We start from the raw sequence: 13,791 nt of genomic DNA on the forward strand, positions 1-13,791 counted from the left end.
TTTTTAAAATAGATTGACTATCTTTTCAAAAAATAAGATTGTCAAATGCCTCAATTCACCTTACCCTACTTTGGATCCATTGACTCCGACGTGCTTGAAAATAGTTATGATACAGAAATTAGGTTAGCTGGCCACGATATTGAACTAGAGCTGAACTTTGCAGATAAGCGTATCGAACTCTCCAGTTTACAAATTCTGAAGAAATATCTCGATAATATTGATGATCACTTATTAAAAACCAAAGAATTCATCGATGAAAATTATTCAGATGAAGACGCTGAAGATGGAGTCCGTTTCTATTTTGAATTTCACAAAGAAGAGTCAGAAATCGAGGAACTGGGCGTCAACGCAACAGATGACCTGGACGAGCAATTATTAAAGAAGATCCATCCAATCCGGATAGTCCTTTACCCGGATAGTCATCAGTTTGCTGTATATAATTATACCTTCGGCGAAGACTTTACAAATTACATCCTAGTCATCACGACCGACGAAGACGGTGACCTTTCATACATCACCGTAGAAAGTTAAAAAAAAAGGGTGTCTGCCAGACACCCTCCCTGATTTATTTCGCTATCAGCGCCGTCCCTTCAAATCCTATCCCATCCCAGCCATGCTTCATAAACTGCCTGATATTCTGATGATCCGTAGCTTCCGGATGTCCTAATACCGCCTGATAATGTTCTGCAAACAATAACAGCGTATCCTCCTTACTCCAGCCATTCAATTGCGCAAACGCAAACACCTTTGCACTCCCCTGATTCTGTGTCGCTTCATTATACGCATCTCCATTCTTAAAAGCCGTAGCCTGATGTGTATACCCCGCTTCAATAAACTCAATCACGTCTTTAAATGAAATTGAATTCTCCTTTAATTTATTTAACAATTGCTCTTTCATACCCTCAAAAATATAAATTTCTCCAATAACTCAATCCCATCGGTAATTTAATAAATAACTAAAAGTATCGCTTTCGACTATGGCCTAACCAATACTTTTATTATATTTATCGCCATGCCAATATAATAATACTAAATATGAAAAACGGTCTCAACGGAGTAGCCATCATTGCAACCCTGCTTTGCTGCTCTCTGCAACCTCACAATCTGTATGCGCAATCTAATGAATGGCTGGACCCAAATGTCAATGCGGTAAACCGCCTGCCAATGCATACAAACTTTTTTCCTTATGAAAATGAAAGCCTCGCCAGACAAGGCGTGAAAGAGCACTCGGCGAACTTCCTTACCATGAATGGTTACTGGAAATTCAACTGGGTACCTGACGCCGATGCACGTCCGACGGACTTTTTCAAACAAGGGTTTAATGATAAGGGATGGAAAGAAATGCAAGTTCCCGGTATATGGGAATTGAACGGCTATGGTGATCCGATGTATACCAACATCGAATATCCATGGCATTTGCAGGCGCCTCTGAATCCACCTGTCGTTCCTGCAGAAAAGAACCATGTTGGCTCTTATCGCAAAGAAATCACAGTGCCGGCATCCTGGTCTGGAAAACAGATTATCGCTCATTTCGGTTCTGTTACTTCCAATATGTACTTATGGGTAAATGGTCAATATGTAGGCTATAGTGAAGACAGCAAGCTCGAATCGGAGTTTGACCTGACTAAATATCTCAGGCCTGGCCAACCTAACCTGATCGCTTTCCAGGTATTCCGCTGGTGTGATGGTAGTTATCTGGAAGACCAGGATTTCTGGCGACTCACCGGTGTAGGCCGGGATTGTTATCTCTTTGCAAGAGGTAATGTACATGTAGAAGATCTCAGGATTACACCTGAATTAGATGATCAGTACAAAGATGCCAGCCTGCTCGTAAACCTGCAACTTAAAGGAGATGCAGCGACCGAAGTACAGTTATTTGATAGAAAAGGAAACCTGGTGACCAGTACACAATCTAAAGGTACAGGTTTGCAAAAGCTTTCATTGAAAGTGAATGACCCCGAAAAGTGGTCAGCCGAAAATCCTTATCTGTACCAGGTTTTAGTAACAGTGAAAACAAAAGATAAAGTAACGGAAGTGATCCGCCAGCAGGTAGGCTTCCGTAAGGTTGAAATCAAAAATGCGCAGCTGCTTGTCAATGGTCAGCCAGTATTGATAAAGGGCGTGAATCGTCACGAAATGGATCCTGACTTTGGCTATGCGGTATCTCCACAGCGTATGATGGAAGACATTCGTTTGATGAAAGAGTTAAATGTAAATGCAGTCCGTACCTGTCATTACCCTGACGATAATCTTTGGTATGACCTCTGTGATCAATATGGTATTTACCTGGTGGCAGAAGCAAATCTTGAATCCCATGGTATGGGATATGGCGAGAAGACCCTTGCCAAAAATCCTGCTTATGCCAAAGCACACCTGGAACGGAATGAGCGTAATGTACAGCGCAACTATAATCATCCTGCTGTGATCATATGGTCGTTGGGGAATGAAGCCGGTTTCGGTCCAAACTTCGAAGCCTGCTACAAATGGATCAAAGAAGATGACAAAACCCGTCCTGTACAATTTGAACAAGCCGGCACGAACGATTTTACAGATATCTACTGCCCGATGTACTTATCTCCGGCAGCATCTGAAAAATACAGCCAGGGTAATATCAATAAACCGCTCATCCAATGTGAATATGCACACGCAATGGGTAACTCAGAAGGTAATTTCAAGGAATACTGGGAACTGGTGCGTAAATATCCTAAGTACCAGGGTGGCTTTATATGGGATTGGGTAGATCAGTCCCTACATATAAAAAATGCTCAGGGTCATACCTTTTACGCCTATGGTGGCGACTTCAATAAATATGATCCTTCTGATAACAACTTCCTGGATAATGGTCTCATCTCTCCTGACAGAAGACCTAATCCGCATGCATATGAAGTAGGTTACTTTTACCAGAATATCTGGGCATCTGCGGCAGACTTGTCAAAAGGACAGGTAACGATTTACAATGAAAATTTCTTCCGTAATCTGGATAACTATTATGCTGAATGGGAGTTGCTGGCAGATGGAGAAAAATTACAGTCAGGCGTTCTTTTGAATCTCGATGTACCCCCTCACCAGAAAAAAGTATTCAACCTGGATTATGATCTTCCTTCAGGGAAAGAAGTACTATTGAATATCAGCTTCAAATTGAAAAAAGCAGAAACCCTGCTTCCGGCAGGATTTATAGTGGCGAAAAACCAATTGAATATTTCTGGTTATAATTTCAATTACGCATTAGCAGGGAATGATCGTGCAGATTCACTGCATGTGCAGGATAATGATGAAAATTACCTTATTGTTAAAAACAATAAAATACACATTGAATTCGATAGGCACAATGGCTTTCTGAATCAATATGTGATCGCAGGCCAGTCTATGTTGAAAGAAGGTACATACCTGTCTCCTAATTTCTGGCGTGCACCGACAGATAATGACTTCGGAGCAGGGCTGCAGCATCGATTCCGTGTGTGGAAAAACCCTGAATTGAAACTGACTTCTTTTAATAGTCAACGTAAAGATGGAATTATTACCATTCAGGCCAGCTACGATATGCCGGCTGTATCCGGAAAACTGTCACTTACTTATGAGATCTCTAATGAAGGGGCTATAAAGGTAACACAAGACCTGACAGCAGATAAGAGTGCGAAAGTATCAGATATGTTCCGCTTCGGTATGAAACTGCAAATGCCTAAAGATGCTGATCACATAAAATATTATGGCCGTGGTCCGGGGGAAAATTATAGCGATAGAAACAGTGCAGCGCAGCTGGGTGTATATTCACAAACCGTGGATCAACAGTTCTATCATTACATCCGTCCACAGGAGACAGGTACCAAAACAGATGTACGCTGGTGGAATCAAATAACGGTGGGAGGAAACGGGTTACGTTTTTCCAGTGATACGACATTCTCTATATCTGCATTAAATTATTCAATAGATGCATTGGACGATGGAGATAAAAAACATCAGCGTCATAGTGAATTACTACAACCAGAACCAATCACGAATATATGTATTGATAAAGCACAGATGGGATTGGGAGGTATCGACAGCTGGGGAAGGCTGCCGCTCGAAAAGTACCTCCTGCATTACCAGGATTATCACTTTACATTTATGATCACGCCAATTAAGAATGGCTTTTAAAATTTAGAAGGTGGTTGTCATAAATAAATGAAACTCCTTAGAACCTCATAATAGGAACCTCGCTCTATCAAGGTATCCGAATTAAAAGAGCGTGTATACAAATTTCGATACACGCTCTTTTATTTTAATGCTGAGTTGATTTACGATGTATACCTTTTTAATTGTGTGATCATTTTATCAGTCAGAGAAGCATACTCATCTTCATACTTTTCCACAACTCATCTCTTGATGTATCCTTCCCTTTTGCCTGCCCTTCCCACAACACAGACATAATACCTCCGTATTCGAGAGTCCGCAATGCTTGAGCGTGCCCAGTAAGATTATTGCTTTCATAATAAACTGGTTACCATTCACGTGCCAGATCAATTTTGGTCGTTAACCACTTATTAACATATTTATTAGAATTAAGATTTAAATTTAACGCGTTATGAAATATATTCCCAACCTGATCCCTGATAATGCGAAAGTAATACCTGAATATTTCGTAAGCGGACACACGACAGATCAAACATCTTTTGCAAAAAAGTTTTTCACTACAGCTGGTGCGGTATTCTTGTATATGCTGGCATTAGGTAGTATTCCTCACCCACCATTGGCCATATTGTTCTTTATCATGGCTACAGGGCTGTTATTGCCTGTACACCGGTGGTTAGAGTGGAAATTACGTTTCACTTTTACATCTATTATAAAAGCGGCAGTATATAGCTTGTTGCTGATACCTTCTTTTATACTCATCGTAAATAGTGCTGATGATATAAAAGCAGGAGGTAAACCTGCAGTAGTTGAAGCGTCGGAAAAGCAACCGGTAGAAAAACAGGCGTCTCCCCAAAAGGACCCTGCTCAGGCGCAGGCGCAGCATCTGCTCATGGTGCAGGATAGCATTCGCAAAGACAGTTTAAGTAAAGACCTGGTGCTGTTGAATAATCCGGATAAGATAGCCAATATCTCATTCGATGAAATTGACAAACGATATGATCATGCTATCGCACTGGCCACTTCACCGGAAGAAAAAGCCCAGGTAGACCGTGCTGTTGAGCAAGCCAGAACAGCAAGTGTGTCCAGGCTCATGAAATCTAAAAAGTATAATGATGCACTGAATATTCTGACAGTGCTCATGATAGACCATCCTAACGATGTATCTATGCTGTATCAGCGTGCTTTGTGTTATGACAAGCTCGGAGATGATGAGGAGGCGGTAAAAGATTTAAGAAAAGCAATGGAATTGGGCAGTGCAGAAGCCAATACGCTACATGAAAAGATCAATCCTGAAATAAAGAAAGTAACCGGATATGTGACGAGGTGTTGTGATGGCAGTATCTCTTATTCTACAGGACGGGGCACCTGTTCGCACCACGGTGGTGTATGTGGAAGGGAACCTGAATATGAAACATCCAGAAAATATGAATAGCATGACGACACAACCTCCTTATCAGATAGTACCGTTAGTAAATAAAAGTTTTCTGCAAAGCCTGTTTAAGCAGCAGCCGGATGAGAATGCTATTATAGCGGTGAATAATTTACTGGCGACTACACCGATGGAGCAGATCAATAGAGCGATGATTTTGAAAATTGGGGTGGAGTATAAAGTAGATATCAACAAAATGTTTCCATTGAATATGCAGGAGTTTTATGCCGCATATCTGAACTTCATTTTGAGGAAACATCAGGTAGGGTATGAGGACGATAATAGCTTACAGCATTTGCAGGGGATATTAGGATTGAGCAATGAGAAAGTGCAGGAATTGCATGAACGGGTGGGGAGGATATGGTATGAGAAGGCGTTGAAGAAATGTGTGAAGAATGGGGTGTTTTCTCATGGAGAAGAAAAGGCGATGGCTAACTATGCACGGAATTTAAGATTACCTGAAAAGATTACGAGCACACTGCGTGCGGAGGTAGGGGTTTAATAAAGATATGGTTAAGACTTTATTGATACTACTGATAGCGGAAGGTAAATACCTGGTTCGTTGAATAATTATTTCATGCCCTTAAATGGGCCTTCCTTTGTTTTATTATATTTATTGCCTATTTTTCATAAGCACAACACACAACCAAAATCGCTTATGAACATTAAAACGGCCATCCAAACGATCCTTTGTTTGACTGCTATCCATGCAGGTTTTGCCCAAAAGAAACCCATCGCAGTCACAGACATGCTCAAGATAAAAAGAGCATCGGAGGTGAAGTTAAGTCCCGATGGAAAACATGCTGTTTACACTGTGACCAGCATTATCCCCGATACAGCAAAGAAAAAGGATTACACCTACCTGAAGCAGGTGTACATTTCCGACCTTGCCGGCCAGGCACAGTTGCTGGATACAGGGGCTACTTCTTCCCCGGCCTACAACCCTTCGGGCAATACGATAGCCTTTGTAAAAGCAGTCAAAGGTAAACCACAAATTTTTCTTTACAGCACTACCAGCGGCAAGATACGCCAGTTGACTGATTTTGTATATGGTGCCGGTGGCCCGGTTTGGAGCCCTGATGGCAGGCAGCTTGTATTCACAACAGAAATCTCCCTGCAGGAATTAGTAAATGATAAAGTCTTAAACCCAGGCAGAATGGTGCCTTCCTGGAATGATGGCGCACCTGGTTTTGCTCATAATGAAGATTTATTGACAGATACCACCAATCCTAACCCCGATGGCGACCTTCGTGCAGTCAGGGCGTATCTGTATGATAATGCCAAAGATAAAAAAGCGAAAGTCATCACCCATTCTAAATTTCAGGGTGAGACCGCTGTGGATCCGGAAGTGCATCTGTCGCATGTTTTTATCATAGATACGACTGCCGGTGCTACACCGAGAGAACTGACGCATGGATTCTTCTCTTTCGAAAATCCTGCTTTTGCGGGGAATAACAAGATAGTGGTATCTGCTAATATGCAAACCCATCAACATCCGGATGATACAAAGGAGGTGCAGATCTATTCAGTAGGTACAGATGGCAATAACCTGACACAGTTATTACATGCACAGGATTCTTCCTATTTTTTAGAAACAGTATCTCCATCCGGAAAATGGCTGGTGTTTCAGCGCACTACAGAAAAGAAAGTAGATGTAGGGGAGATGTGGATTTGCCCATTAGCTACATTAGCAGCTCCTGTCCGTATTCCGTTGGATCGTTTAAAAGGAAAGACGAAGTTCTCTGCAGATGAGAAGACGATCTACTTTACGGCTCTCAATAATGGTGGAACCAGTTTATACAAAGCAGATGTAAAAACCGGGAAAGTCGGGAAGCTCACTACAGAAGATGAAGGGATCCTTGAATTTGATATCAGTAGCAATCAACTGATCTTCTCAAAGACATGGATCATGGACCCTTCAGAAGTTTTCATCTCCGATCTGAATGGGAAATCTCAGAAAGCGATCACCCAACTCAATACAGGTTGGCTGAGTGAGCGGGAATTGTCTATTCCTCAAAAATTCACCTTTACCAACAATCTTGGTTTGACTGTGGAATACTGGGTGATGAAGCCTGTGAATTTTGATCCTCAAAAGAAATACCCGGTACTATTAGATATGCATGGAGGGCCTTCTGCTATGTGGGGACCTGGTGAAGCGAGTATGTGGCATGAGTTCCAGTTTTTCTGTGGAAAAGGCTTTGGCATAGTCTATTGTAATCCCAGAGGTTCGGGCGGCTATGGCAATGAGTTTATGAGAGCAAATTATCGTGATTGGGGGGTAGGGCCATCCAGTGATGTGCTGACGGCGCTTACAAAAGCAGAGGCACAGGGATGGATTGATACGACAAAACGTTTTCTCAGTGGCGGGTCTTATGCAGGGTATCTCACTGCGTGGATAGTAGGGCATGATCACCGGTTCAGAGCAGCGAGTTGTCAACGTGGAGTGTATGATTTTAAAACCTTTTTTGGAGAGGGAAATGCGGGGAAGATGTTAGATAATTACTTTGGCGGGTTTCCGTATGTGGATAGTGTGAAAGCGGTGCTGGAAGAGCAATCGCCTATCAACTATGTGAAGGATATTACAACGCCTTTGCTCATCTTTCATGGGGAAAATGATTTGAGAACAGGGGTATCGCAGAGTGAGATGTTGTTTAAGAGTCTGAATACATTGGGTAAGCAGGTGGAGTATGTACGGCATCCGGGGGCAAGTCATGAGCTGGTGAGGAGTGGGGATAACCGGCAAAGGATAGATCAGATGTTAAGGACGTATGAGTTCTTTAGTAGATTTTTATAATCATAATATGAATTGCGTCCGCACTGCAGACGCAATTCATATTTATATATAGCACATATTTTGCTGCAATTCCCTCATGAACAAAAAACTCTACCTCGTACTCGCTTACCACCTCATCCTTTTCCTTGAATCCATGATTTTGGTAACCGCAATAGCCGGTTATAAAACATCATTTTTCGCAGCCTCCTTTCACTTTAACCTCCTCTACCTCCCCATAGGTGGCATTCTCAACTACATCGCCTGGGCAGCTCTCCAAACCCGCTTTAACCAAAACAAACCCCTGCTACTGACAACCCACTTCATTGTAGTCTTATTATTGTTGAATACCATCATCTATTTTACCCAACACCATTAGCTCTTCCAGGATAAGTGGATCGCCATCTTAACCCATTTGCTTGTAGCAGATTGTTATATCTTAGCTATCCTCTTAACACGAAAAACTATGCAGCAACAAACAAAGACATCTTAACCAGAAAAGCCATCCACTCATCTCAACCGGAAAAACACGCATTCATTAACTTTAACCTGAAAATCTAACCAGTCATGAATAACGAACCTAGAAAAGGCAGCCCCACAGACCATCTCGCCAATGAACGTACCTTACTCGCCTGGGTACGAACAGGCATCGGCATCATGGCATTCGGATTTGTCGTGGTAAAATTCTCCCTGTTCGTAAAACAGATCAGTCTGGCCTTAGGCAAACCAAACACCGTACATCAGTATGGCTATTCTGCCCCCATAGGTATATTAATGGTCATCACCGGGGCGCTCAGTTTATTATTATCCTTACTCAGGTACAAAAGAACAGAAAGACAGATCAGCACCAACAGTTATCAACATTCATCTGCATTTTTATACGTTCTGGTTTTGACATTGATGATCGCCAGCATCTTCCTGATAGCTTATTTGGTAGAAAGCACGTGATATTTATTGTCTGGTAAAAACACCTTATCTGGTAAATACATAAACCCAGCATGAGCCGCCCTGAAAGCTGCCTGCACTCAAATCAAACCCTCCTGTATTCAAATTCCACCAGCCATCCTCAAATCAAATCTACCTGCACTCAAATCCCTCACCCTCCTCAAATAAAAAAGGCCGCCAAAACCGGCAGCCTTTCCTATCGAAAATATCTAAACACTTAAAACTTATACGCAAAACTTGCTGCCAATCTTCTCGGCATCTGCTTCTCCAAAGTAGTCCATCCTGAGAAATACTCTTTATTCGCCACATTATCCACCTTCAATGCCAGCCGATACTTCGCCGCATTATAGAACACTGTTGCATTCAGCACTGTATAAGCAGGCAGCGTAAATCTACCGGTCCTGCTATCATTCGTAATCACATTATCACTCGCATAGTTACCTCCAAAACCAGCTCCTAATCCTTTCAGATCTCCCTTCACAAAAGTATAACTCGCCCACAGATTCACCAGTGTATTCGGACCCGCAGATACCGGTCTTCTTCCCTCCTGATAATAATACGCTTTCGTCATCTTACTATCGTTATAGCTATAACCTGCAATGATGTTCAACCCCGGTACCGGATTCGCCGCCAGTTCCAGCTCTACACCCTTACTTACCTGTGTACCATTTTGTACAGTTACATTATAAGCGGAGTCCTGATAAGTCACTGTCTGTGAAAGACTCGTATTGCTTACCTTAATATCATAGTAGCTCGCTGTAAAACCAAGTTTGTGATCCAGCACATCCAGTTTCACACCACCTTCCCACTGATTCGCCTGCTGTGGTTTCAACACATCAGAATAACCCGGAATACCATAGTTATTAACTGATGCTACGTTTTTGAAACCATTCATATAGTTAGCAAATACACTCACCTGCTCTTTCACTACCTGATACACGATACCAAATTTAGGAGATACCGCTGTCTGACCATATTTACCGGTAGTTGTACTGGTTAAATAGTTTGTGCTTCCTTTGCTTTCAAAACGGTCTACACGTACACTCGCCATTACCAGCAACGCATCTGTGATGTTGAACACATCAGACACATATGCACTATACACCTGTGAGCTGTTACCATTTTTTGAACCGGTACTACCTGCAATCTTTGCATCCACTGCCGCCCTGTTCAGCGTACCATAACTTGCATCTTTCGGATTGGTAACATCTACGATATCAAATCTTGGAGATGCACTGTTATTATTAGTCGTACTCTGATCATTAAAGTCCAGACCCAATACCACACGATTACGCATTTTACCAATCTTGAAATCACCAATAAAGTTCTGCTGAATATCAGTCGTCAACGTAGTAGAGTTCTGGTAGTAAGCATAACGGCTGGCCAATGAATCACTTGGTGCAACAGCACCCGCATCCAGGAACATTACGTAAGAATAATACCCATCACTTTTACGGGAACTTCTTGACAAATTCGTCTGTGAAGTCCAGCTATTAGAGATCTTATAATTCGCCTGACCATAAAAATTTACAGTAGGGTTCTTATAAGTCAGATCATTACTGGTATAAGATTTATTGAAATTCATATGCAGTTGCTCCGGCGTTCTCGCAATCAGCTGACGGCTACGGTTCAGGAACAACATCATGGTATTTGTCGCCTCACTATTATAAATTTCCGCATTGATCAGGAATGACAAACGGTCATTCGCTTTAAATGCCAGACTTGGCGCGATAAAGAAAGACTTCTTAAAACCCGCATCCTGGAAACTACCTTCTGTATGATAAGCAGCATTCAAACGCAATATGGCAGATTTATCATCATTCAGCGGCGCATTTACATCAGCAGTAAAACGGCTCAGGCCAAAACCACTAATGGTATAACCAACCTCACCACCAAAATGATCATAAGGACGCTTTGTCACAATATTCAACAAACCACCAAAAGAAATATAGCTGCTACCAAACAAAGTACTGCTTGGGCCTTTGATCACTTCAATTCTTTCCACATTCGCAGGATCAATACCACCATTGGTCAACCCCGGTACACCATTGATCATCGTAGGCTGTACAGCAAAACCTCTGATTGAGAAGTAACCCGCGCCATCACTCGGACGACCGGTAGATGACCATAATTTAGTCAGACCCGGCGTGTTCTTCAACGCATCGTCGAAGTTGGTGATCACCTGCTCTTTCAACAATTCTTTAGAAATAGAACTATATACCTGTGGATTTTCCAGATTCTTTATCGGCAGCCGCGCTACCTGCTCAGACTCCTTTTTACCAAACTTCGCACGGCCGGTAGCAATTTCTACCTCCTGCAGCTGGGTATCAGAAACCTCCAGGGTCATTGTTACCTGTGCAGTTGCATCAGGAGATACGGTCACCGTTTCCTCCTTTGTACTGTAACCTACCAGTCTTACCTGCAGGGTATAAGTACCCGGCTTTACATTGTTCAGTACAAAAGTACCGTCATCTTCAGTAATAGTAGATTTTTTGGTGCCTTTTAACACTACCGTCACCAAACCTGCTGGCTTACCGTCGGTGGTAACAATTTTCCCTTTAATGGTACCATTCCCATCTAAATCATTGGCGGACAATACGCCGGTACATAATATAAGAAATGCTGAAATAAGTAATAGAATAGATCTCATCGCTATATAAGTTTGCGCCGCAAAGGTGACAATTAATTGCTAACCTAATTTTAACATTTGGGAATTATGTTTACGCTATCCGGAAAAATTCGCCCTAAACCCATCCAGAAAAAACAGAAAACACCTATTTTTGGACCCGTTCAGAATCTTTTAAGGACTTTTTAATAAACACCGTGTAACCACCTGCGGTACTGTGTTCCCTGATCCAAACCTTCATTTCTCACTTACCACTCATCCCAGCCAGCTTTGCATGTATTATATAACTTCTCTATTTTTGGTTTAGATGATGAAGCTATTCATAAGATTTTTATTCTCGCTCTGTATCCTGCTCACCGGGTATAGTCACCTGAAGGCCACTACGCCACGGGACCATGTCTCGACGTCGTCGGACAGGATGCTCATATTCATTGAGCAGGGAGATGAAATGTTGAATATCCGCAATCACCCACACAGTTTTGAGCGGTTAAATTTAAAGTTCACCGAGACTAATAATGAGGATGATACCGATGAAATGACAGCTTTCAAAAAGCACCTTGCCATCGGTAATAACTTTACCACTGTTTTCTCCCCACCCGCTACTGACACACTCCACCCGTATTTTCTTTCCAATTCATATCCTTTATCGAGTACTGCCCAAAGTCTTTATATAAGACACGGCGTGCTACGCATCTGATATATTATTGCCAACCAGTAACCAGACCATTTATTGCTGAACACTTCCACGTCCACAGGATACGGAAGTGTATTGTCATTCGCACACCACTTAAAAACATAGAATCGCATCCTTATTATGAAGAGAACTTCAATGCTCGTCGTGGGCTTGTATGCACTGTTGTGCTTTGCAAGCTGTAAATCATCAAAGAAAGAGGAAGAAAAGGAAGGGGAAACCAAATACCTCGTCACCACTCCAGTAAAAATGGATACTTCCGTTGTAAAGGAATACGTATCTCAGATACGCTCATTCCGTAACATCGAACTCAGGGCCCAGGAAAAAGGCTACTTACAAAACATCTTCGTAGATGAAGGTCAGTTTGTAAAAGAAGGCCAGCTCCTGTTCAAAATTATGCCCAAAGTGTATGAAGCAGAACTGGAAAAAGCCCAGGCAGAAGCCCAGGCAGCCGAAATAGAACTGCAGAATACCAAATCCCTTGCTGACAAAAATGTCGTATCAAAAGCAGAACTGGCAATGGCGCAGGCTAACCTGGCCAAAGCAAAAGCAGAACTGTCACTGGCCAAAGTCCACCTGGCTTTTACCGACATCAAAGCTCCTTTCGATGGGATCATCGACCGCCTGCCACTGAAACTTGGTAGTCTGGTCGATGAAGGTGAACTGCTCACCAGCCTCTCTGACAACCGCCAGATGTATGTGTACTTCAACGTATCTGAACCTGAATACCTGAACTATGAAGAAGGCGTGAAAGAGAAAAAAGGTAAGATGCCTGTGAACCTGCTCATGGCAAACAGCGAAGTGTTCAAACACACCGGCAATGTTGAAACCATCGAAAGTGAATTCAACAATGAAACCGGTAACATCGCTTTCCGTGCTACTTTCCCTAATCCTGAAGGTCTGCTCAGACACGGAGAAACCGGTAAAGTACAGATGGTTGTTCCGCTGAAAAATGCCGTTGTAATTCCGCAGAAAGCAACATTCGAAATACAGGACAAACACTATGTATTCATCGTTGGCAAGGATAGCAAAGTAAAATCACAGGAAATCACTGTAGCAGCTGAAATGCCTGACCTGTTTGTAGTAGGAGACGGACTGTCTGAAACTGACAAAATACTGCTTGAAGGTGTGCAGAAGGTGAGAGACAACGATAAGATCACCTACGAGTTTGAGGAACCAGCTAAAGTAATCTCGCATCTGAGACTGAAGGCTGAATAGTC

Annotated in this window: 11 protein-coding genes; 9 read left to right on the plus strand and 2 right to left on the minus strand. The window is 42.4% G+C overall.

What is annotated here, in order from left to right:
- The first annotated feature begins 45 nt into the window (after positions 1-45).
- Positions 46-531: a DUF2004 domain-containing protein gene (locus QQL36_RS14870; RefSeq protein WP_083720559.1), complete on the plus strand. Its 486-nt coding sequence runs from the start codon at positions 46-48 to the stop codon at positions 529-531.
- A 34-nt stretch (positions 532-565) separates the two neighbouring features.
- On the opposite strand, the gene QQL36_RS14875 is transcribed toward QQL36_RS14870, so the two are convergent.
- Positions 566-898, minus strand: coding sequence for a HopJ type III effector protein (locus tag QQL36_RS14875; RefSeq protein ID WP_083720557.1), 333 nt, complete (start codon positions 896-898; stop codon positions 566-568).
- 137 nt (positions 899-1,035) lie between these two features.
- Here QQL36_RS14875 and QQL36_RS14880 point away from each other — a divergent pair, with 137 nt between their 5' ends.
- The 6 genes from QQL36_RS14880 (at position 1,036) to QQL36_RS14905 (ending at position 9,257) form a co-directional block, all read left to right on the plus strand.
- Positions 1,036-4,134, plus strand: a complete 3,099-nt coding sequence (locus tag QQL36_RS14880) for a glycoside hydrolase family 2 TIM barrel-domain containing protein (RefSeq protein ID WP_321570128.1) — start codon at positions 1,036-1,038, stop codon at positions 4,132-4,134.
- 427 nt (positions 4,135-4,561) lie between these two features.
- A complete protein-coding gene (locus tag QQL36_RS14885; protein WP_321570129.1) occupies positions 4,562-5,542 on the plus strand; it encodes a hypothetical protein in 981 nt (326 codons plus the stop codon).
- A gap of 1 nt (position 5,543) precedes the next feature.
- Positions 5,544-6,041, plus strand: a complete 498-nt coding sequence (locus QQL36_RS14890; protein WP_321570130.1) for a hypothetical protein — start codon at positions 5,544-5,546, stop codon at positions 6,039-6,041.
- A gap of 156 nt (positions 6,042-6,197) precedes the next feature.
- On the plus strand, positions 6,198-8,333 hold the full coding sequence (locus QQL36_RS14895) for a S9 family peptidase (protein WP_321570131.1): 2,136 nt from the start codon (positions 6,198-6,200) through the stop codon (positions 8,331-8,333).
- A 76-nt stretch (positions 8,334-8,409) separates the two neighbouring features.
- Positions 8,410-8,688, plus strand: coding sequence for a hypothetical protein (locus QQL36_RS14900; RefSeq protein WP_321570132.1), 279 nt, complete (start codon positions 8,410-8,412; stop codon positions 8,686-8,688).
- A 188-nt stretch (positions 8,689-8,876) separates the two neighbouring features.
- On the plus strand, positions 8,877-9,257 hold the full coding sequence (locus QQL36_RS14905; RefSeq protein ID WP_083720545.1) for a YidH family protein: 381 nt from the start codon (positions 8,877-8,879) through the stop codon (positions 9,255-9,257).
- Between the two features lie 214 nt (positions 9,258-9,471).
- Here QQL36_RS14905 and QQL36_RS14910 read toward each other — a convergent pair whose 3' ends face one another.
- Positions 9,472-11,904 carry a TonB-dependent receptor gene (locus QQL36_RS14910; RefSeq protein WP_321570133.1) on the minus strand — a complete coding sequence of 811 codons (2,433 nt, stop codon included), beginning with the start codon at positions 11,902-11,904 and terminating at the stop codon, positions 9,472-9,474.
- Positions 11,905-12,187: 283 nt separating this feature from the next.
- Here QQL36_RS14910 and QQL36_RS14915 point away from each other — a divergent pair, with 283 nt between their 5' ends.
- Both QQL36_RS14915 and QQL36_RS14920 read left to right on the plus strand, forming a co-directional pair.
- A complete protein-coding gene (locus QQL36_RS14915; RefSeq protein WP_083720541.1) occupies positions 12,188-12,577 on the plus strand; it encodes a hypothetical protein in 390 nt (129 codons plus the stop codon).
- Between the two features lie 117 nt (positions 12,578-12,694).
- A complete protein-coding gene (locus tag QQL36_RS14920) occupies positions 12,695-13,789 on the plus strand; it encodes an efflux RND transporter periplasmic adaptor subunit (RefSeq protein WP_083720538.1) in 1,095 nt (364 codons plus the stop codon).
- Positions 13,790-13,791 lie beyond the last annotated feature (2 nt).

The sequence above is a fragment of the Chitinophaga sp. LS1 genome (genome assembly GCF_034274695.1).
Classification (GTDB): domain Bacteria; phylum Bacteroidota; class Bacteroidia; order Chitinophagales; family Chitinophagaceae; genus Chitinophaga.